General features: G+C 61.8%; 17 protein-coding genes. 6 read left to right on the top strand and 11 right to left on the bottom strand.

Features of this window, described 5'->3' with window-relative positions:
• The first annotated feature begins 399 nt into the window (after nucleotides 1-399).
• On the top strand, nucleotides 400-2,292 hold the full coding sequence (gene mrdA, locus ACQRBV_RS25910) for a penicillin-binding protein 2 (RefSeq protein ID WP_060752352.1): 1,893 nt from the start codon (nucleotides 400-402) through the stop codon (nucleotides 2,290-2,292).
• Between the two features lie 22 nt (nucleotides 2,293-2,314).
• On the opposite strand, the gene ACQRBV_RS25905 is transcribed toward mrdA, so the two are convergent.
• Nucleotides 2,315-2,713: a GFA family protein gene (locus tag ACQRBV_RS25905; RefSeq protein WP_411984737.1), complete on the bottom strand. Its 399-nt coding sequence runs from the start codon at nucleotides 2,711-2,713 to the stop codon at nucleotides 2,315-2,317.
• A 101-nt stretch (nucleotides 2,714-2,814) separates the two neighbouring features.
• Between ACQRBV_RS25905 and ACQRBV_RS25900 the strand changes: the two genes are divergently transcribed.
• The 5 genes from ACQRBV_RS25900 (at nucleotide 2,815) to ACQRBV_RS25880 (ending at nucleotide 7,800) form a co-directional block, all read left to right on the top strand.
• Entirely contained in the window at nucleotides 2,815-3,282 is a 468-nt protein-coding gene (locus ACQRBV_RS25900) for an SRPBCC family protein (protein WP_411984736.1), read from the top strand.
• A 118-nt stretch (nucleotides 3,283-3,400) separates the two neighbouring features.
• On the top strand, nucleotides 3,401-5,758 hold the full coding sequence (locus ACQRBV_RS25895) for a DNA polymerase II (protein WP_411984735.1): 2,358 nt from the start codon (nucleotides 3,401-3,403) through the stop codon (nucleotides 5,756-5,758).
• Nucleotides 5,759-5,831: 73 nt separating this feature from the next.
• Nucleotides 5,832-6,410 (top strand): GNAT family N-acetyltransferase, encoded by a 579-nt coding sequence (locus ACQRBV_RS25890; RefSeq protein WP_161550200.1) that lies wholly within the window; start codon nucleotides 5,832-5,834, stop codon nucleotides 6,408-6,410.
• A 16-nt stretch (nucleotides 6,411-6,426) separates the two neighbouring features.
• Complete coding sequence (locus tag ACQRBV_RS25885) at nucleotides 6,427-7,059, top strand: glutathione S-transferase family protein (protein ID WP_060752357.1); 633 nt, start codon at nucleotides 6,427-6,429, stop codon at nucleotides 7,057-7,059.
• A gap of 165 nt (nucleotides 7,060-7,224) precedes the next feature.
• On the top strand, nucleotides 7,225-7,800 hold the full coding sequence (locus ACQRBV_RS25880) for a DUF4174 domain-containing protein (RefSeq protein ID WP_090372196.1): 576 nt from the start codon (nucleotides 7,225-7,227) through the stop codon (nucleotides 7,798-7,800).
• 59 nt (nucleotides 7,801-7,859) lie between these two features.
• Here ACQRBV_RS25880 and ACQRBV_RS25875 read toward each other — a convergent pair whose 3' ends face one another.
• Genes ACQRBV_RS25875 through ACQRBV_RS25830 form a run of 10 tightly spaced genes read right to left on the bottom strand, consistent with a single transcriptional unit; the run spans nucleotide 7,860 to nucleotide 20,318 of the window.
• Nucleotides 7,860-8,903 (bottom strand): acyltransferase family protein, encoded by a 1,044-nt coding sequence (locus tag ACQRBV_RS25875; RefSeq protein ID WP_162843541.1) that lies wholly within the window; start codon nucleotides 8,901-8,903, stop codon nucleotides 7,860-7,862.
• Between the two features lie 22 nt (nucleotides 8,904-8,925).
• The gene (gene murJ, locus ACQRBV_RS25870) at nucleotides 8,926-10,335 is read right to left on the bottom strand and encodes a murein biosynthesis integral membrane protein MurJ (protein WP_411984734.1); all 1,410 of its coding nucleotides are present in this window, start codon (nucleotides 10,333-10,335) and stop codon (nucleotides 8,926-8,928) included.
• A 2-nt stretch (nucleotides 10,336-10,337) separates the two neighbouring features.
• Nucleotides 10,338-11,765 (bottom strand): O-antigen ligase family protein, encoded by a 1,428-nt coding sequence (locus tag ACQRBV_RS25865; protein WP_411984743.1) that lies wholly within the window; start codon nucleotides 11,763-11,765, stop codon nucleotides 10,338-10,340.
• Between the two features lie 2 nt (nucleotides 11,766-11,767).
• Nucleotides 11,768-12,871 (bottom strand): glycosyltransferase family 4 protein, encoded by a 1,104-nt coding sequence (locus ACQRBV_RS25860; protein WP_244383933.1) that lies wholly within the window; start codon nucleotides 12,869-12,871, stop codon nucleotides 11,768-11,770.
• On the bottom strand, nucleotides 12,862-14,079 hold the full coding sequence (locus tag ACQRBV_RS25855) for a glycosyltransferase family 4 protein (protein ID WP_104993221.1): 1,218 nt from the start codon (nucleotides 14,077-14,079) through the stop codon (nucleotides 12,862-12,864). Before ACQRBV_RS25855 ends, ACQRBV_RS25860 begins: the two co-directional genes overlap by 10 nt.
• A gap of 8 nt (nucleotides 14,080-14,087) precedes the next feature.
• Nucleotides 14,088-15,416 (bottom strand): cellulase family glycosylhydrolase, encoded by a 1,329-nt coding sequence (locus tag ACQRBV_RS25850; protein ID WP_411984733.1) that lies wholly within the window; start codon nucleotides 15,414-15,416, stop codon nucleotides 14,088-14,090.
• The gene (locus ACQRBV_RS25845) at nucleotides 15,406-16,596 is read right to left on the bottom strand and encodes a glycosyltransferase (protein WP_411984732.1); all 1,191 of its coding nucleotides are present in this window, start codon (nucleotides 16,594-16,596) and stop codon (nucleotides 15,406-15,408) included. The genes ACQRBV_RS25850 and ACQRBV_RS25845 overlap by 11 nt, the downstream gene beginning before the upstream one ends.
• Nucleotides 16,596-18,587 carry a GumC family protein gene (locus ACQRBV_RS25840; protein ID WP_411984731.1) on the bottom strand — a complete coding sequence of 664 codons (1,992 nt, stop codon included), beginning with the start codon at nucleotides 18,585-18,587 and terminating at the stop codon, nucleotides 16,596-16,598. Before ACQRBV_RS25840 ends, ACQRBV_RS25845 begins: the two co-directional genes overlap by 1 nt.
• Nucleotides 18,588-18,601: 14 nt before the next feature.
• Complete coding sequence (locus ACQRBV_RS25835) at nucleotides 18,602-19,378, bottom strand: polysaccharide biosynthesis/export family protein (RefSeq protein ID WP_090372180.1); 777 nt, start codon at nucleotides 19,376-19,378, stop codon at nucleotides 18,602-18,604.
• 28 nt (nucleotides 19,379-19,406) lie between these two features.
• Nucleotides 19,407-20,318 carry a glycosyltransferase family 2 protein gene (locus ACQRBV_RS25830; protein WP_104993225.1) on the bottom strand — a complete coding sequence of 304 codons (912 nt, stop codon included), beginning with the start codon at nucleotides 20,316-20,318 and terminating at the stop codon, nucleotides 19,407-19,409.
• Nucleotide 20,319 lies beyond the last annotated feature (1 nt).

Below are 20,319 nucleotides of genomic sequence, written 5' to 3'. Positions count from 1 at the left end.
TTCCCCATGTGAGAGTAGGTCATCGTCAAGATTAAATTCCGAAACCCCATTTGCGAAAGCAGATGGGGTTTTGTTTTGGGCGGTCGAAAAGTGGCAAGCTGGCTGCGGCGCGGCGCCCAGTGGGTTCAAGCCAATTGTCTTGAGCCGCGTGTGTCAGCGCAATTACTCATCCCACGAGCCCCGCGCGCCTAACCTATCGGGCATCGGTCGCAAACATGTCCCCTATGGCTTGAAGCCTTTCTAGAGCCAAAGTCCGTGTTCACCTGACAAAACACATGCCGTTGGGGAAATCGATGCAAAGTGTTTCTGCATTTTTGGTATGGTGCAGCACATTTTCACAAGGATTGATCTTTATCCGCAGGATGCGGCGTCGACCCTCTTCAACGAGATGCTGTAGAAATGCCTGAAGCGATACCGATCAAGGATCACGAAAAAGAAAACCGTTTGGTCAACAAGCGTCTGTTCGCCTGCGCGCTGCTGGTGATTGGTATCACCTGTGCTCTGGTGGGCCGCCTGTATTTTCTGCAAGTGGTGCAATACGACTACCACTCCACGATTTCAGAAAACAACCGGGTCCACGTACTGCCGATCACGCCGACCCGCGGTTTGATCTATGACCGCAACGGCGTCGTGCTAGCTGATAACCGCCCCAGCTACAACCTGACGATCACCCGTGAGCGTACGACCGACCTCAAGGGCGAGTTGGATGCCATCGTCAATCTGCTGCACCTACCCGCCGAAGACCGTGCAGTGTTCGACAAGGCGCTGAAACAAGCGCGCCATCCGTTTGTGCCCGTTACGCTATTTTATGAACTGACTGAAGAACAGATTGCCGTTTTGGCCGTCAACGAATTTCGTCTGCCAGGCGTGGACGTTGAGCCGCAGTTCGTGCGGCACTATCCGTTGGGCCCGCATTTCGCTCATTCGATCGGCTACGTCGGCCGCATCAACGAAAAAGAATCCAAGTCCCTCGATTCTGTGGAATACCGCGGTACCCAGTCCATCGGCAAGACCGGCATCGAGCGGTTCTATGAGTCTGAGCTGCATGGCCATGTCGGCTATGAGGAGGTCGAGACAAACGCCCAGGGTCGTGTATTACGCGTTCTCAAGCACACCGACCCGATCCCCGGCAAAAACATCGTGCTGAGCCTCGACGTCAAACTCCAGGAGGCCGCCGAAGAGGCCCTGGGCGACCGTCGCGGCTCGGTTGTGGCACTTGATCCACGTACGGGCGAAGTGCTCGCCATGGTCAGCAAGCCGAGCTTCGACCCGAACCTGTTCGTCACTGGTATCAGCTTCAAGGAATACGCCGCGCTGCACGATTCCATCGACCGTCCGCTGTTCAACCGCGTGTTGCGCGGTCTCTACGCGCCCGGCTCGACCATCAAGCCGGAAGTGGCCATCGCCGGTCTCGACAGTGGTGTCGTCACCGCTCAAACCCGAGTGTTCGACCCTGGTTACTATCAGTTGCCCGACTTTGACCACAAATACCGAAACTGGAATCACAGTGGCGACGGCTGGGTGGATATGGACGCGGCAATCATGCGTTCCAACGACACCTATTTTTACGACCTGGCCCACAAACTCGGGATTGATCGGTTGCATGACTACCTGGCGGAATTCGGTCTTGGTCAGAAAGTCTCCCTGGATATGTTCGAAGAGTCTGCTGGCCTGATGCCGTCTCAAGCCTGGAAGCGCGCCACACGTCGCCAACCCTGGTTCCCGGGGGAAACCGTGATCCTGGGTATCGGCCAGGGTTATATGCAAGTCACGCCACTGCAATTGGCCCAAGCCACCGCGTTGATCGCCAACAAAGGTGTGTGGAACCGGCCGCACCTGGCCAAGACCATCAACGGTGTGCCGCCAGTGGATGAACATCCGATGCCCAACGTAGTCCTCAAGGACCCGCGTGATTGGGAACAGGTCAACCACGGCATGCAGCTTGTGATGCACGACCCGCGTGGTATCGCACGGGCCGCGGCGCAAGGTGCGCAATACCGCATCGCCGGCAAGAGTGGTACGGCGCAGGTGGTCGCGATCAAACAAGGCGAACGTTACGACCGTAACAAAACCCTGGAGCGCCATCGCGACAACGCCTTGTTCGTCGGGTTTGCCCCGGCGGAACATCCGGAGATCGTCATTTCGGTCATGATCGAGAACGGTGAGGCCGGTGGCCGAGTCGCCGGCCCCGTGGTACGTCAGATCATGGACGCCTGGCTACTCGATCAAGAGGGGCACTTGAAACCCCAATATGCCGCGCCGGCCAAAGCCCCGGGCGACCCGCACGTCTAAGCCGGGCCAGGACAGGACAGGATCAGGCTGGTCGCGCCACGCACTCCAAACCCTCATGAGCCAGCCACGGCACATCGTGGCTCGTCCAGATATGCGAAGTGGGCCTGACGCCCGGGTCATCATCCAGCGTCGCCACTCGCACGATCACATGGGGCTGATGCCCGCGTTCCGCCATCAGATGTGATCCGCAACGTGAGCAGAAATGTCTTAGCTTGCCCGGCGACGATTCAAACGCCGACAGCAGTTCCTTACCCTGTATCCAGCGAAAGTGCTCACGCATCACCCCGGCAGTGGCGACGAACGCAGCTGCATGGGTTTTGCGGCAACTGTCACAGTGGCAATGGCTGATAGGCATGTCGAGGCTGTCCACTTGATAGCGCACAGCTTTGCAGAAGCAACTTCCGTTCAACGGGTTAGTCATAAAGTACGGCGGCCGTGGCGAGGGTAGGGGCACCATCATCGCGCATAACTCAAGGTTGCGCATTGATCAATGTCGCCTACTGTCAATGGAGGAGGTGACTTATGCTTGTGTTAGATCGCATCGAACGGAAAGTCCTGCTCAACGCTTCACGTAAACAGATCTGGGAGGCCCTGACCGACGCCGAAAAGTTTGGCAGTTGGTTCGGCATCGCCCTCAAAGGCAAGAGCTTCGCTGCGGGTGAAACCATCGAAGCCCCGATTACTTACCCTGGTTACGAACATGTGATGTGGAAGGCCAGGATCGAACGCATCCTGCCGCAAACCCTGTTTTCCTTCTGGTGGCATCCTTACGCGGTCGAGCAGGACATCGACTACGACAAGGAGTCCCCGACACTGGTGGAGTTCACCCTTGAGGACCGTGCGCCGGGCATTCTGCTGCGAGTTGTCGAGTCCGGGTTTGATGCTATCCCTGCCGCCCGCCGCCAAAAAGCCTTCAAGATGAACTCCCGTGGCTGGGACGAGCAAATGAACAACATAGAGACTTATCTGAGCCAAGCCCATCGGGCGTGAACCGCACGGGTTGCGGCGGGCTGCCGCCGGCGATGCCTGAATCGCACGTAAACGTGCCGTGTAGAGACGAATGCCGAGTAGAATCACGCTCTGAAAGCGATTCCTGAGGTGCGGTACGTTGGATTTACAGCAGGGTTTTGTCCTGACCCGGCATTGGCGCGACACTCCGGCGGGCACGGAGGTCAGTTTCTGGCTGGCCACGGACCACGGCCCGCGGTGTATTCGGCTGCCCGTGCAGACCTCGGTGATGTTCATTCCTCAGGCCCATCGCAAGCCGCTGGATTGGCTGCTCAAGGGCGAGCGTGATATCGAATTGCGCCCGTTGCAGTTGTGCGACTTTCATCATCGTCCGGTGCTGGGCCTCTACACTCGCCAGCATCGCCAATTGATGGACTTGGAAAAGCGCCTGCGTGCCGCCGGTGTCGATGTCTACGAAGGCGATGTACGCCCACCGGAGCGCTACATGATGGAGCGCTTCATCACCGCGCCCGTGTGGTTCGGTGGCACGCCTGATGCAATGGGCGTGCTGGGCGATGCGCAGATGAAACCCGCGCCCGACTACCGCCCGCCGCTCAAGCTGGTGTCCCTCGACATCGAGACCACCGCCCAGGGCGATCTCTATTCCATTGCTCTGGAAGGCTGCGGCGAGCGTCAGGTGTACATGCTCGGCCCACCCAACAAAACCGCTGCGGTAGATTTCAAGCTCGACTACTGCGAGACCCGCGCCCAACTGCTCGAACGCCTCAACCTGTGGCTTGCCACCCATGACCCCGATGCGATCATCGGCTGGAACCTGGTGCAGTTCGACCTGCGCGTGCTGCATGAGCACGCCCAGCGTCTCAATGTACCGTTGTTGCTGGGGCGCGGCGGTGAAACCATGACGTGGCGCGAACACGGCAGCCGCAATCACTACTTCGCGGCGGCAGCGGGGCGGTTGATCATCGACGGCATCGAGGCACTGCGTTCGGCCACTTGGAGTTTCGAGTCCTTCAGCCTGGAAAACGTCGCGCAAACCCTGCTCGGCGAAGGCAAGGACATCTCCACACCCTATCAGCGCATGGACGAAATCAACCGCATGTTTGCCGAGGACAAGCCCGCCCTGGCACGCTACAACCTCAAGGACTGCGAATTGGTCACACGGATTTTCGCCAAGACCGACTTGCTCAAGTTCCTGCTGGAGCGGGCCAGCGTCACTGGGTTGCCGGCCGATCGTAGCGGCGGCTCCGTCGCCGCCTTCACCCATTTGTACATGCCGCTGATGCACCGCCAGGGCTTTGTCGCGCCGAACCTGGGCGACAAACCACCCCAGGCCAGCCCCGGCGGGTTTGTCATGGACTCGCGTCCCGGCCTGTACGAGTCGGTATTGGTGCTGGATTACAAAAGCCTCTATCCGTCGATCATCCGCAGCTTCCTGATCGACCCGGTGGGCTTGATCGAAGGCCTCAAGCACCCCGAAGACAGTGCGTCAGTGGAAGGCTTTCGCGGTGCGCGGTTCTCTCGCACCCGCCATTGCCTGCCGTCCATCGTCGCTCGTGTTTCCGAAGGCCGTGAAGTGGCCAAGCGCGAACACAACGCTCCGTTGTCCCAAGCCCTGAAAATCATCATGAACGCCTTCTACGGAGTGCTCGGTTCCAGCGGCTGCCGGTTCTTCGATACGCGGCTGGCTTCGTCGATCACGATGCGTGGGCACCAGATCATGCGCCAGACGCGCAAGCTGGTCGAAGCCCAGGGTTACGAAGTGATTTACGGTGACACGGATTCCACCTTTGTCTGGCTGGGCAAAGCCCATTCCCAAGCCGATGCCGGCCGCATCGGCCAGGCGCTGGTCCAGCACGTCAACGCTTGGTGGCGTGAGCATTTACAGCGCGAATTCGGCCTGCAAAGTGCTTTGGAGCTGCAATACGAAACGCACTTCAGCCGTTTCCTCATGCCGACCATTCGCGGCGCGGAGGAGGGCAGCAAAAAGCGCTACGCGGGCTTGGTCGTGCGCGAGGATGGCAGTGAGGAAATGGTCTACAAGGGCCTGGAAACCGTGCGCAGCGACTGGTCGCCCCTGGCGCGGCAGTTCCAGCAGGAACTCTACCGGCGCATCTTCCATCGCCAGCCCCATCAGGACTACGTGCGCGACTACGTGCGGCGCACCTTGAGCGGTGAGTTCGATGAACTGCTGATCTACCGCAAGCGCCTGCGTCGTCAATTGGATGACTACGAACGCAACGTGCCACCGCATGTACGCGCTGCACGCCTGGCCGATGACTACAACGACCGCCTGGGCCGCCCGCGCCAGTACCAACGCGGTGGCTGGATCAGCTATGTGATCACGCTCAACGGCCCGGAACCGCTGGAGGTGCGGCAGGCGGCGATCGACTACGACCATTACGTCACACGGCAATTGCAGCCGGTGGCCGATGCGATCCTGCCGTTCGTCAACGACGATTTCGGCACCCTGGTCGGCGGGCAAATGGGCCTGTTCTAAAACACTTGCCGAAGCGCCGCGCAAGCCTGCACTCTTGCCCTCTGACGACCACTCGCAGACGGCGCAGCTCTCCATGACCCAGATCACCTTGACCGGCACTATCGTCGAACTCCAACCCTTGCAGCTCGAACACACAGCGGCCTTGCTCCAGGCCGCCGCCGACGGTGAGTTGTGGAACCTCAAGGTTACCAACGTCCCCGGCCCGGACACCATCGACGCGTACATGGCGACCGCCTTGGCCGGGCGTCATGCCGGTACGGTCATGCCCTTCACCATCGTGCGCAAGAGCACTGGCGAGGTCGTGGGCAGTACGCGCTTCTGGAAGATCGATCGGGTCAACCGCAAGCTGGAGATCGGCCACACCTGGCTGGCGCAATCCACTCAGAAATCGGCAATCAATACCGAGGCCAAGCTGTTGTTGCTCAGCTACGCCTTCGATGTGCTCGACTGCGTGCGCGTGCAATTCACCACCGACGAACTCAACGAAAACTCTCGCGCAGCCATCCTGCGTCTGGGCGCGGTGCAGGAAGGCATCGTGCGTCACGAACGCATCATGCCGGACGGGCGCAAGCGCAACTCGGTGCGCTTCAGCATCATCGACTCGGAGTGGCCGCAGGTGAAGGCGAACTTGCAGGCCAGACTAGTGCGATAAACCAGAGGGAACGCCCATGTATACGCTCTACGGTACCGACGATTCCGGCTCATGCATGATCGAAATTGCCCTGCAACGTTGCGCGGTGCCGTGGCACCGGGTAGAGGCCAGCTCCTGGCAGGAGGGCGAGGGCACCGAAGCCTTGGCCCGTATCAACCCACTCAAGCAGATTCCCACGCTGGTCACCCCCGATGGGCAGGTGCTGACCGAAAGCGCTGCCATCCTGATCTACCTGGGCATGGCGTTTCCCGCGTCGGATCTATTGGCCGGCAACCGCGCGCAGATCCTGCGCGGCCTGCTCTACATCACCGCCAATTGCTATTCGGCGATCGGCATCATCGATTATCCGCAGCGCTGGCTGGGTAATGCGGATGAGGCGCTGCAGGCGCAACTGGTCAGTGGTACGCGACGCTATCTGCATCAAGCCTGGGTGGTGTTCGCCGATCAATTTGCCGAACAGTTGTTCGCCCCCGGCAATGTGCCGAACGCCCTGGGCATCATGGCGGCCGCGGTTTCGCACTGGGATGAGGCGCGTGAGGTATTGACCGCCTTGGCGCCAAGCTTCGCCCAGAGCCTGGCGCACGTGGATGCTGACCCCATCGTGGCACCGGTGTTCGCCCGGCATTGGCCTCTGTGGGAAGTCTCATAATGTTTCCGCAATCAGAAGAAACAATGGTGCCTGACCCCATCCAAGCCCTTGCGTCGTGGGCGTCCTGTCCTACTCTTTCGTAAAGCGGTGTAGGAATCATCCTTGAATTTGACTGTCGCACACATGAAACTCAAGAACCCTGCATGGAATTCAAAGGAGGTGCGCATGCTCATCCGGTCGCTGACCCTGGCTACCTTGATGGCTTTAACGGGGCCGCTGTTGGCCGCTGAGGATATCAACCCGCTCAAGCAAGACATGGGCAAGTCCCGTCCGCTGGTGGTTGTGGAGCTTGATTCCGGAAACTCCACCTTGGCGACTCTTCAGAAACAACTGAGCGAGCCCGCCACCAAACAATCCTTTGAAGAACGCAATATGGTGTTCTACACCGTGAAGTTCGGCAGCATCGGCGCTGAAGGGGAAAAGTTTGCCAAGGAAGCCAAGGACAACAAGAAGCTGACGCCGCCGGAAACCAATGCGTTGATCCGGGCCCTCAAGCTGGGTGCCGGCAGCGGCACCAAGGTGATCCTGATCGGCAAGGACGGCGAGAAAAAAATCGAGAAGACCGTGCCACCGGATACCCTCGATTTGAAGGAGTTCTTCAGCGCCATCGACCAGATGCCCCAGGCCGAAAAAGACCTTGCGGCACCGGCTGAACCGGAACCTGCCGCAGCTCCTCCAGCCAAGGGCGCCAAATCGGCCAAGCCCGGCAGTAAGCCCGCCGCGTCACAACTTGATGACTGAACATGCATGACAAGTGTGGGAGCGAGCAAGCCCGCTCCCACATCGTATGAGTGGTATTTTCAACTTTTCGGGGCTTTGCGCACCGGAAACGGAAAGTAGAAGAACCGCAAGACCGCCACACGCTTGATCACTTCCCCAATCATCAGCGGTACCACCACCGCGATCACCAGGCCCAGACAGGCCGACATGAACGGATGCAGGCCCAGGCGCTCCATGAGGTCCACAGCCTTGTGCTGGATTTCCCCGTGGAAGATCAACACGATCAGCGTTGACTGGCCGATATACGTCATCATGCGGGTCAATAGAGGCGATACCATCAGCACCCGTGCCAGCGCCCAGCACATATACACGCCGATCACCGCCAGCAGACTGGTCCACAACCAGTGGTCATAGCGTCGTTGCGCCAGGTCCATGGTGTCGCGGCTGTAAACAAACACGGCGGCGAACAGGGCGATGGAAATCACCAGGGTCAGCAGCGAGCCCTCATGCCTGCGTAGCCAGTCGCGCAGCAGGTAACCGTAGATAAAATAGGTGCTGCTGATCAGGGTGACTTCGAGGCTGAAGGGCAGGCCAGGCATCGTCCAGGTTTGCCCGCCTATGGTCACCGGTACTTGCCAGAACCACGGCAGTACCCAGATGCCGAGCAACAGTTGCGCGACCATCAGCAGGCAACTCGCCAGCAACGGCAACTTCAGATGCTGGATCAGGCGCAGCATTAACCAACTGAACAGAATCGCCACCCAGAAGTGCGGTAAAAACCACAGCGCTTGCCACGGAATAGTGTCCACCGAGGCGTACAGCACACCGCCCACATCCGGCAACAGGGGCTGCCCGCGCAGCAAATCACGTACGAGCACATACATCAGCATGGTGAAGAAAAACGGCTTGAGCAGGCCATCGGCCTTGCGCACCGCCATCTCCACAAACGGCTGTTCGGGCTTGAAAAACACGCCGGACAGGAAGAAGAACAATGGCAACACAAACGAGGCGAGTATTGGATAGAGCAGGTCCAGGGAGTTGGCGACAAACCAACTATGGCCATACACGATCACCAGGATGCCGATGCCTTTGGCGATATCCATTTGAATCCAGCGTTGTTTCACGTAACGACTCCTGATCGATCATTCATGCCTTGCGCCACGGCTTCAGCCACAGCCCCATGCCCAGCAACACCACGGTGCCTGCCAGGGTACTCAGCCCCAGTTGCAGCCACACGCCTTCAATTGAAAACAGCCCCAGCGCGGCCGCGCCCATGACCAACGCACTCAGCAGCCACTGCCGCGCCCAGGGCAGGGCGGCGAGCAATGCCTGGCGCTGCATCAGCAACAGTGCCGTGCACATCACCCCGGCCAATGCGGCCAGCGGAATGCCCGCCAGGCCAAACACAAAGGGCAAGGCCGCGAGCAACAGCACATTGACCAGGCTACCGAGCAACTCGCACCGCAGCGGCTGTCGCGTGTCGCCGGCGGCGTAGGCATAGCGCGCAAGCAGGGCGTTCCAGGCGCCGAACACCAGCGGTACGGCGAACCAGGCCAGCAGCAATGGCAACGGTGAATCCGCCGATTGCTTGGGCAGCAGCAAGGCGACCAGGCTGGGCGCCGCCGCGACCAGGCCGACGCCGGCCGGCAAGGTCAACACGCTGGCGGTCTCCAGGCCGCGCTTGAGCAAAGCCAGGCGCTCATCGCCCTGGCGGCGGCTCATCATGCCCAGCAGCACCTGGTTGAGGCTCATCAGTGCAATCAGCGGCAGGTTCATCAACTTGCGCGCCAGGTTGACCCACGTCACCGCGCCTTCACCCAGCAGCGAGGCCACCAGCCGCTCGATCAACGCCAAACCTTGGCTGGCACCGTTGCTCAGCAGCAGTGGCCCGATGCGTTGCCCCAGCTCCTGCAACGGCGTGATGCTCAACTGCCAGCGCCATGGCCGCCACCCTTGGCGCCAGATCGACGGCAGCAAGGCCAGTGGCATCAACAGGCTACCGGCCAGGCAGGCCAAGGCCAGTGCGCGAGGTTCAGTCGCGGTGCCTGCCAGCGCGAGGTAAGTCACCGGCGGCAAGTTGAACAACAGCGAGCCCAAGCCCGCCAGCACAAAACGCTCGCTTGCCTGCAACGGAATACTGAATAGCGCATGCAGCATCAAGCCCGGCACGCACCAGGCCACGACCTGTAAATTACTCGCCGCCAGGGCCGTCGCGCTGGCCGCCAGCCCCGGGCCGAGTAGCTGCACCAGCCAGGGGGCCAACAGCGTCAACAACAGGCTGGTCATCAGCGCAATCAGCAGCAACGCGGGAAACAACACCGCCAGCCAATCCAGGCGTTCGCCGTCCTTGCGTTGCAGGTACAGCGGCAAGGCAGCGGCGCTCAACACACCGCCGGCCAACGACATACGCAACGCCTCAGGCAAGAACAGCGCGATCAGGAAGGCGTCACTGCGCTCCCCGGCGCCCCAGGCCGCCACCAGCAGCCACTCGCGCGCGAACCCCAGGCACAGGCCCAGCAGGGTCGCCAGGGTCAGCCAGACGGCGGAACCGAGCATGCTTAAGGCCGCACGCCGTCAAGCAACGGTTTGCGATACGCCACGGTCTTGTCCTGCGGCAGGCGTGCCGGAAACAGGCGGCGTGCTTCCAGCACGTTGATGCCCACCATCAGCCAGAACAGCGCCACCATCACCACGGCAAAACTGAAGTAGTGGTCAAACAAACCGCTGACCAACGCTGACAGAATCCCCGCCGTGCTACCCAGCCACAGCGCGTTGTCCTTGGTCAGGTGGATCGGGCCGGCTTCCGGGCGTGCTTCACGCCACCAGCGCACGGTGACCGCCACAAACAGCAGCATACCGACGATGCCCGTCTTGTAGATGAAGTTAAGCCACAGGTTGGAAATCCCCAGCAGGTGCGTGCCCGGCACGGGCGGATCGACCTTGAAACCAATACCGAACGGATAGGCCGCCACCGCTTGAGGGAACATGCGGTATTCATCGACACGGACCTCGGTACTGGCGTTGCTCGACGAGAAGATCGTCGCCAGGCGGTCCTGCAATGGCGGGTAGGCCATCACCAGCGCCACGGTCAGTACCGCGCCGACCATCAGCAAGCGCCCGGTGTATGGCACGCGGCGCGTGGCCATCCAGATCAACACCAACGCCAGACTGACCATTGCCCCACGGCTACTGGCCAGCAGCAACGCCGCCGCCCCCAGGCATGCCACGCCCAGGCCCAGCGCACGCTTCCAGCCGCGCTCGGTCATGCCGAAGCAAAATGCCAGCGGCAACAGCAAGGCCATGATCCCGCCGATGGCATTGGGGTGCATCCACGGCGAACCCATGCGTGACGACATCGCCTCCAGGCCGAATTTCAACATGTCGAAGTTGCCGTAATTGAGCAGCGCCAGGATCGGCGCAATCCCGGCCCCTGTACGGGTGCGTACGAATACGGCGATGGACATCACCAGCATTGCCAGGGTGCCCAGCAGCAAGGCCATCACCAAGGCTTCGCGGCGTTTTTGATCCACCAGCAACTTGGCGGTGAGGAACACGCCCGAGAGGTTCAGCAACCAGCGCAACCAGTTGGCCACGCCGCTGCTCTCGGCCTGGATGCTGACCTGGCCGACGATGAACGGGAACACGCTGAACAGCATCAGCCACAGCAGCATCTGGTCCGTCGGCCGGCGTGACAGGCTCGGCGTGTCCGGCAGGCGGGCCAGGAAGCTGTGCCACATCACGGCGCCCCAGGTCAGCGCCAGGATCGCTTCGCTCACCGTGCTGCGGATCCCCAGGTTGATGGTCGAATAGGGCATGAACGTCGCCACCAGCGCGAAGAGCAACAAGCCCCAGAACGGAAATCGCAGAATGGTCACGGCCGCCGCGAGGCCGACCACGGCCAGGAAAGCTTTGGCGGGTGAAAGTGCCAGGGCCAGCCCGCCGAACAGCAGGCCGAACAGAATCGCAACGAGGCTTGCCAGGGTTATTCTCACGTGAGTTCCTCGATCAGTTCGGCCACGCGCCGGCGATAGGCATGGTGGTTGAAACGCTGCGCCCAATGGCGATGTTGTTCGGATGAGTCTTCATCGGGCTGTTGGCTCAGGTTCACCATCAAGGCGGTCAGCGCTGCGCTGTCGGTGGGCGAAAAACGCGCCGCCGACGGTGGCGTGATTTCATCCAGCGACGTACCGCTGGCCACGGCCACCGGGGTGCCGACACTGAGCGCTTCGATGACCGGTAAACCAAAACCTTCGGCATAGGACGGTTGCCACAGGCGCGATGCCTGCCGGTACAACCCATGTAACTGGGCATCCGACACGCCGCTCAGTGCACGAATGCCCGGCAGCGTACGCTGGGCCTCGGGCAGGTGCTCAAGGCTGCCCACCAGCACCAACTCCGGCACGTTGGGCGATTGCTGGCGGGCTTTCTGCCAGGCCTCCACCAGGAACGGTACGTTCTTGCGCAGCTCGCGAGTCCCGACCAGCAGCCAGTAGCGCTGCGGCAGTTGATAGGCGCTGAGGTCTGCCGGCGGTTCGCCAAAACCGTCGACCTGATTGGGCAGCACACGAATCTTGCCCGCCGCCTTGGGGAACAGGCGTACGGTTTCATCCGCGCTGTACTGTGAGGGCGTCCACACGCGGTCGGCGCTGTGCACCGCGTAGGCAATCGACACGCGATCACTGGTTTTGTAGATCAAGGCCTTCAGGCGGTTGGCGTGGTAGTTGTTCAAGGTAATCTGGAACAGGTCATGCAACAGCACCACGGTACGCATGCCCTTGGGCTTGGGGGGCAATGGCAGGCCCATATTGAAGGTGCTGATGTACACATCGATGTGTTGCTCACGCAAGGCACGCGGCAGGAACCCGGCTTCGAAACGCAGGCGGTTCTGCGGCTGATGCATCGCGGTTTTCGCGCAGCCCCAGGCCGGGCAGTGGGCCCGCAAGCGAGTTTCATCGCCCAGCGGGGCCACCGTGAAGCGCTCCAGCTCGATACCCGGCAGGCTGCACAGCGCATTTTCCAGCGCATACACCTGACGGCTGATGCCCGATTGCGGCGAGGTGCCGACGGTGCGGTAATCCAGACCTACACGCATGTGGGCTCCTTTTGATTGAGCGGCGAGAGCGTCGCGTACACCTGCTCCAGCTGGCCGGCGGCGACACTCCAGTCATGGGCCCGGCGTGCATAGGCGCGGCCAGCCTCGCCCATGGGCAGTGCCGCTGCGGGATATTGCAGCAGGCGCACCACTGAATCCGCCAGGCCGCTGGCGGTCTGCCCGCCCAGGTAATCCACCCCTTCGACCAGGTCCAGGCCCGATACCCCTTGTTCGGTGCTGGCCAACGGCAACCCCGCAGCCAGGGCTTCGAGTACTTTGAGCTTGGAACCGCCACCATGACGCAACGGGGCCAGGAACACCGAGCAACTCGATTGCAGCGCCAACAGGTTCGGTACAAAACCTTGCCACTCGATACGCGGGTCCTGCCAGCGTTCGCGCCAGCTGCCGGGCATGCCGAAGCCGCACACGCTCATGCGCGCATCAGGGCATTGCTCCCAGACCTTGGGCAGGATTTCATCCAATGCCCATTCGATCGCGTCCACATTGGGAGCGTATTCATAATTGCCGAGGAACAGCACACGGCGCGCCGCGGGATCAGGACGGGCACCGGCGAAATGCGCGCAATCCACGCCGTTGACCACCACGGGCACGGGCTTGCCGGCGATGTTCTCCAGCACCTGCGCGTCGCCGGCGGTGACCGCCACCACCTGCGTGGCTTGGCGCATGACGCGACGCTCCCAGCGGCGGTATCGCCATTGGTCGTAGTGAATGAAGGGCAGCGCCCAGCGCGGCAGGCGGTCGTACGTCGCTGCGCCGAGCGCCGATTCCACGTTGTGCTCGGTCAGCACAAAGGGTTGGGATTTGCGCGCCAGGGCATCTTCATAGGGTTGGAAGGTGTAGGAGTGCTCGATCTGCACCACATCCCAATGCTCATTGAGCAACGGGTCGAAGGTGTCCTGCAGTGCACCTGACAAGCCATTGACACTGGCCAGCAGCGGGTAGGGCGCAAACAGCCCGGCCACCAGGGTTTTCACGCTGCGCAGTGGGCGGCGCGGCAGGATGATCAACTGTTCCAGGAAGGCTTCCAGCACCTGGCGATCGGTCAGCGAGACGGGGTGCTTGTCATGCAGCAACAACGTGATCCTGTGCCCACGCGCGGCCAGGCTGCGCAGCAAGTGGAACTGGCGCGTCTTGCCGCCGCTGGTGGCGGGCCAGGGCGAGTAGGGCAGTATCCATAGAATGCGCATGGCGGGCTTCAATCCCATAACAGAATTTGCAGGTTCGACTTGACCGGCACGGTCAACCCATTGGCGCCGCTCACCGGGGTTTGTGTGCCGCGCAGCGGGTCGTACAGGGTCGCGCTGGTCAGGTTCGGCAGGTGAGCGTTACCGCCCTGTGCCGACCAGAAGTACCACAGCTTATGGCCGTCGGCGCGGGTCCAGCCGATGCTGAACAGGCCGTCGGGTAACTGGTCGGCGGTGGGCGGATCGCCGGGCGTCAGTTGCGGCCCGCTCACATCGAGGAAGTTCTTCAGCGCTGTGTAGGACGGCTTGGGGTTGGCGTTGATGTCGAGCAAACCGTAGGACTGGTCGCGCACGCTGGCCCGCTGGTCAAGGTCGCTGAGGGTGAACAGGAAGATCTTGTCAAAATCCATCGCGCTCATCAGCGCCACCCGGCGTACCACGTAGTCAGCCTGCTGCTGTCGGGTGATGAGGTCTTGCGCCTCTTTGGGCCCCGGATAATTCGACCAGCCCCACTCGGTGCTCCACAGGGTTTTCACGCCCTCTGCGCGCAGGGACTGGTTGAGTGCCTGGGTCTTGGCGACAAAGTCCAGGTTGGCCGGATCATTGCCCTCGGGCAGCTGGTTGTAGGGGTGATAGGACACTACCGTATTCAGGCGGTTTACGCCCAGGGCGCTGAGGGCGCTGAGCATGGTATTGCCGTTGGGCATTTCGCTGAGGAAGGCCATGCCGGCCGCAACCACGGGTTTGTCCGGGTTGACCGAGCGCAAGGCATTGGTGGTCGCCGTCAACAGGTTGAAATAGCCTGCGGGGTCGGCTACCGGGCGCCAGAAGCCGAGCAAGTTGGGTTCGTTCCAGACTTGCCAGGCGTCGACGCTGGGGTAGCGTTGGGACAACAGCGCCATGCGGTTGGCGAATACATCCGGGTTTTTCGGCGGGTACTGGTCCTGGTACGGCGCACCGGGCGGCGCCGTGGTGGCAAAGGGCGCCGAGCCCACCAGGTAGAACACCGATTTGAGCTGGTTGGTCTGCAGGTTGCCGACCAGTTGGTCCAGCGTCGCAACCTGATACTGACCTTCGGCAGGCTCCAACTGGTCCCAGTGCAGGTCCAGGCGCACCCACTGCAAGCCCAGCGCTTTGAGTTTGTCGATCTGCTGTTGATACAGCGTGGGGCTGAACCACAGGAATTGCGCGTTCACTCCCAGGAAATCCTTCCACACCAGCACTTTGTTGCCTTTGAGCACATGGCTCTCGGCATCGGCCTGGCGCCCCCACAGAAAAACGCTCAGGCCGAGCGCGACGATCACGAGCAGTGAGGCGAACCAAGTCCGTTTATGCGCCATAGGGTGCTCCTGCAATGGCTTGCTCAAAAAGGTCCTTGAACTTCTGCGCGGTCAACGGCCACAGGCGTTCGCGGCCGATTTGCGCGGCGCGTTCAGCCCAGTCCTGCGCCAGTGTCGGCGTATTCGCCAGGCGCAACAGTTGCTCGCTCAATGCGGCCACATCGCCCTGGGGAAAGATCAAGCCATTGCCGCTGGCGACCTCCTCGGCAAACGCGCGCGCATCCGAAGTGATCGCCCCGCGCCCACACGCGGCGGCCCAGGACAGCGCGCCACTGGTGCCGCGCTGGCGGCCCAGCAGGCCGAGTTTTTTCGATTCGCGATACGGCAGCACCATCACATGGTGTGCCTGGATCGTCTGGGCAATCTCGCTGGCCGGCAGGTTCAGCCGCCAGTCGATGGAGCCCGCCAGGCCGAGGTCGGCGATCTGGCTGTTCAACTGCTCCAGGTAATTGCCGCCTGCGCCGAACGCCATTTCGGCGGCAGTGCCACCGGCCAGGGTCAGGCGCACACGGTCATGCAATTGGGGGGCTTGCTTGAAGACGGCGGCCAGGGCCTGCAACAAGTCTTCAATGCCTTTGCCACGGTAGATAAAACCGAAATACAGCAGGCGCAGCGTGTCCAGCGACGGCAAGGCAGCCGGCGCAATCGCCAGGTTGGCGTGGTTGATCACGGCCACTTTGCCCGCAGGTAAGCGCATGCGCTCGCTCAGGCAGTCGGCGCCCAGGCGGGTGAGGGTGACCAGCCGGGTCAGGTCCTGGGCGACGCGGCGTTCTTCGCTCAAGGTCAGCGGGTCTGCCAGCACCACCGCTGCCTGGGGCAGTGGGCTGGGCAAACGTTCCAACAGGTTCAGCGGGAAGGGCAAACGCTCCCGGCGCCAGACCATGCGCTCCGGGTCATGCACGGTTGCGGTCAGCGGCAGCTTGGGGAGCGCCTTGCGCAACTCGCGCAAGGCCAGGAATTCTCCCAACCGGCCGCCGCCCAGTTCGGCGTGGACCAGGTCCACACCTTGCCAGTCGAATGCGGCGATGGCTTGGCCGATGGCAACGCTGTTGCCTGCCACGCCGCTCAACGGTGTCACCACCGTCACCCCCAGTTGCTCCAAAGCCGTCTTGAAATGGTTCGCGTAGTCGGCGATCCCGTTCTTTTCCGGCGGCAAGGGCGCAAGCAGGGCGATGCGCATCAGAACGCCCCCCGGTACTTGGCGATGTTTTGCAGCACCTTGGCCGGCACTTCGAACTTACGCCGGTTGATGATGATGCCGTCGACTTTGCCAAACGCCGTGTTGAGGATCGACAGGGCATGTTCCACCACCGGCACCGTGCTTTTTTGCGCTTCCACCACCAGCGCGATCAGGTCGGCGCGGCGCAACGTGACGAACGCATCGCGGTTATCCAGCAGGGCCGAAGCATCCAGCAGAACCACTTCCCCCTGTGCCGCCGGTGAAGCGCCGCCAACGCGCACGTTGATGCCGTTCTCTTGCAGCAGTTGGCGCAATTGTTCCACCACAAAGGTCACGCCTTCACCGTGGCGCGCCGAGGTCAGCCCCAGCGTCATGCCCTGTTCGGCAATGCGCTCCAGTTGCAGCAAACCGTACAGCCGGTAAATGCTCGCATTGAACGCGTTGGTGCCTTGGGCGGTACTGGTGTCCAGCTCCGGCAGGGTGGTCCACAGCGGCAAGCCGAATTTGCGCTCCACCAGGCCGCCATCGTGAATGCGCTGGTCCAGCAGGTAGCATAGGTAGATCACCAACAGGCCGACGACGATGGCAAACGGGATCGCCAACATCAGCATTACCAGGGTTTTCGGGAAGACGCGGCCCGGGTTCAGGGTGGCTTCTTCGATCACCGCGATGTTGCTGATCTGGCTGTTATCCAGTTCACGGTCGATGCGCGACTTTTCCAGGTTGTCCACATACAGCGCGTAGTTACGCTCGGTGGCGCTCAACTCGCGGGAAAGGCGCGCCAGCTCCGGCTCAATCTCCAGGGCCTGCTTGCGCTGGGCTTCGAGGTTGACCAGTTGTTTCTGCTGCTGAACCAACTGAGTACGCAGCGCCAGGTTGTTGCTCGACTCATCCAGCAGCACGCGTTGCAAGTGGATTTCCAGGGTGTTCGGCGCACGGTTTTCCGAGCTCTGCACCGTGTTGCTTTCACTGGCGACCTGGGCCTGCATGGCAAGGATCGAGGCGTCCAGCGCTTTGACCGGCGGTGCGTTGTCGGTGTAGGTGCGCATCATATCGGCCTTTTCCAGCAGCTTCTGGTTGAGCAGGCGACGCAAATCCTGCTGCTGCGGGTTCAGGGCGATCTGGCGAACCGTGGTCACTTCCTTGGGCTGGGTCTTGAGCTGGTTGCGAGTGCTCTCCAGGGCGCTGTCGGAAGAGGCGATCAGGCGGGTGGTGTTGAAGGTCTCGCCGCGCAGCACGTTGATGCGCTCGGACAAGTCCTCCAGGCGGTCGGTAATGCTCGCCGCGCCGATCTCGTTGAGGTGCGTGAGGATCTGTTGCTTATAGCTCTTGATCTCGTTGGCGCTGGTGTTGACCTGGCCCTCGTAGAACGCGTACAGGCTCTTGCGGCCCAGGGCCTGGGTGCGTTCGTTGATGTAGGTCTCGATCCAGTTCTTGACCACCATCTGGGCAATTTCCGGGTCGCCCCATTTGAAGCTGATATCCATCACCGTGGACCCCGCGGCGTGGCTCACCTCGAAGTTTTTCTCCAGGCTGGCGGCCAGCCGTTCCACCGGGGTGGTTTTTTCGATGATACCGACGGTTTCCAGCACTACGCGCACGCCGTCGAACACGGCACCGATGCCGCTCTTGACGTAGTACTTGGTGCGCTTCCAGAAACCTTCCGGCGGCGGTGCATTTTCAATCACTTCCAGGTAGTGCTCGGCCACCGCGCGCACGATCGGGCGGCCGGTCAGCAGGCGCTCCTCGTCGACAATCGGGTCGCGCTGGGTGCTGGGCATCACCAGTGCCTGGCGGTTGCTGATCTCGATCGGCAAGGTCGAGTCACGCCCAGGCTTGACCAGCAGGCGTGCGGTGGACTCGTACTTGGCCGGCAGCAGGAAGGCCCCCAGCAACATGATGACCAGCGCCGCGATGGCCGCCAGCTTGAACTCATGTCTGAAGATGAAGAACAGGCGCAGAAGATCCCGAAAAGAACGGATCTCGATCATGGGATGTCGCTCCTTTAGTTGTTGCTGCCGCTGGTTCGGGTGTAGTTGTAGCCAACCCCGATCGACTTGGTGAACGGAATCAACTGGTTCAAGTAGGTATCCACCCCTTGGATGCGTTCGCCCACGTTGGATTTGGGCACGAACACCACATCGCCGCGTTGCAGGCGCACTTGTTTGCGCCCGTTAGGCCCGGTTTTGAGGTATTGGCTGAAGTCCAGGAAGTAGGCACGGTAGGCGCCCTGGGCATCTTCGCGCAGCAGCGCGACCATGCTTGCGTTGCCGGACGGGTTCACCCCGCCGGCGCCGACAATCGCCTGTTCCAGCGTGTTGGCCGTGCCGATTTGCACGGCCGTCGGGTTGTTCACCGCGCCGCCGACGATCACCGAGTTACCCGGTGCCTGGTTGATGTTCACCGTCACCCGCGGCTCGCGATACACCGGCGCCAGCTTGTTGCTCAGCTCGGTGGCCAGCTCCGAGGGCTGGCGCCCGGCGACCTGGATCGGCCCCAGGAAGGGGTAGTTGATCTTGCCGTCGGCCTGCACCGTGTACAGCGTCAGCTCATAGATGGTGCTGACGTTGAACGCTGACAGCGTCGGCATTTCTCCGGCATCGCGCACGATGCGCAACTGGTCGCCGACGCGGATACGTTCCACGGCCGGCGGCAGTTGGGCCAGTTGGTCGAGGGCGCGTTTGCCTTCCTCGACCGTCTTGTCGTCCGGTGGGACGATGCGTGCGGGCGTATTGCAGGCGGCCAATGCCATCATGGCCAGGACGAGCAAGGTTCGTTTCATCAAGGGGGACTTCCTGTGGGTCATGTGCTCACCTCCAATAACCGGGGAACATGCTGATGCGCCGCTTGAGGGCGATGGGTAGCCGGCGTTCCTGATGGCCCAGCCGATAGCCGAGCAACTTGAACGCGCTGCGCACCAGTACTTCGGGTACGCGATGCAATGCACCGGCAGCGCGCAATGCTGCGAGCTCCGCCAGTACATAGCGTTTACCTTCTCCGCCGGCATCGCCGAATGCCTCGCGTATCCACGGCTCGCGACCGTAGAACACGCCAATGTCGAAGTAGCGGTGGAACTCATCCATGAGGCGGTAATCGTGGGAGTGATACACCTGCGCGGACGCGGCGTAGCGCACCTTGTAGCCTTCAAGCAGCATGCGTGCGGCCACATAGGCGTCTTCGCTGCCGATCACGTCGGCGGGAAAACCGCCGACGGCCTGCAATGCGCTGCGTCGGTACACAGAAAACGAATCGGAGCTGAAGCAGGTCTTGATCCCCAGCTGCGGAGCATCGGCCAGGCTCTTGCTGCGGCTCTGGTCCGGGTAGTTGAAGTGCCGCGATTGCGCGCCCAGTACCCCGGCGTCCGGGTGCGGCAGTTGGCGGCCATACGCAACGCCGTTGAGCGGGTCTTCCTGCAATTCGCGCAACAGGTTGGCGAAGGTCTCGGGGGTTGCCGGGATTGCGTCCTGGGTCATCACGATCAACGCATCGCCGTCCACTTGCTCGCTGGCCCAGCGCCGGGTGCCGCCATGGTTGAAGTCCCGCGCGTCGATGACCTCGACCCGCGCGCCGAATTCGCGAAACCGCGCCACGGTGTCGTCGCTGGAGGCGCTGTCGACCACCAGCATGTCGTCCGGTTGCAGCGTCTGCATTTTCAGCGCCGGCAGCAGTCGTGCCAGGTGGCTGGAGGCGTTGCGGGTCGGGATGATCAACGAGGTCCGCATG

Origin of the sequence: Pseudomonas sp. R11F, assembly GCF_050312575.1 — a bacterium.
Lineage (GTDB): Bacteria > Pseudomonadota > Gammaproteobacteria > Pseudomonadales > Pseudomonadaceae > Aquipseudomonas > Aquipseudomonas palleroniana.
This window is presented reverse-complemented; position numbering and strand designations above follow the sequence as displayed.

Excerpts from the sequence above, each read along its gene's own strand:
- ACQRBV_RS25860 (WP_244383933.1), bottom strand. The coding sequence starts at position 12,871 with ATGCGTGTAGGTCTGGATTACCGCACCGTCGGCACCTCGCCGCAATCG.
- ACQRBV_RS25855 (WP_104993221.1), bottom strand. The coding sequence starts at position 14,079 with ATGCGCATTCTATGGATACTGCCCTACTCGCCCTGGCCCGCCACCAGC.
- ACQRBV_RS25830 (WP_104993225.1), bottom strand. The coding sequence starts at position 20,318 with ATGCGGACCTCGTTGATCATCCCGACCCGCAACGCCTCCAGCCACCTG.
- ACQRBV_RS25840 (WP_411984731.1), bottom strand. The coding sequence starts at position 18,587 with ATGATCGAGATCCGTTCTTTTCGGGATCTTCTGCGCCTGTTCTTCATC.
- ACQRBV_RS25880 (WP_090372196.1), top strand. The coding sequence starts at position 7,225 with ATGCTCATCCGGTCGCTGACCCTGGCTACCTTGATGGCTTTAACGGGG.
- ACQRBV_RS25850 (WP_411984733.1), bottom strand. The coding sequence starts at position 15,416 with ATGGCGCATAAACGGACTTGGTTCGCCTCACTGCTCGTGATCGTCGCG.
- ACQRBV_RS25835 (WP_090372180.1), bottom strand. The coding sequence starts at position 19,378 with ATGAAACGAACCTTGCTCGTCCTGGCCATGATGGCATTGGCCGCCTGC.
- ACQRBV_RS25900 (WP_411984736.1), top strand. The coding sequence starts at position 2,815 with ATGCTTGTGTTAGATCGCATCGAACGGAAAGTCCTGCTCAACGCTTCA.
- ACQRBV_RS25905 (WP_411984737.1), bottom strand. The coding sequence starts at position 2,713 with ATGACTAACCCGTTGAACGGAAGTTGCTTCTGCAAAGCTGTGCGCTAT.
- mrdA (WP_060752352.1), top strand. The coding sequence starts at position 400 with ATGCCTGAAGCGATACCGATCAAGGATCACGAAAAAGAAAACCGTTTG.
- ACQRBV_RS25885 (WP_060752357.1), top strand. The coding sequence starts at position 6,427 with ATGTATACGCTCTACGGTACCGACGATTCCGGCTCATGCATGATCGAA.
- murJ (WP_411984734.1), bottom strand. The coding sequence starts at position 10,335 with ATGCTCGGTTCCGCCGTCTGGCTGACCCTGGCGACCCTGCTGGGCCTG.
- ACQRBV_RS25845 (WP_411984732.1), bottom strand. The coding sequence starts at position 16,596 with ATGCGCATCGCCCTGCTTGCGCCCTTGCCGCCGGAAAAGAACGGGATC.
- ACQRBV_RS25890 (WP_161550200.1), top strand. The coding sequence starts at position 5,832 with ATGACCCAGATCACCTTGACCGGCACTATCGTCGAACTCCAACCCTTG.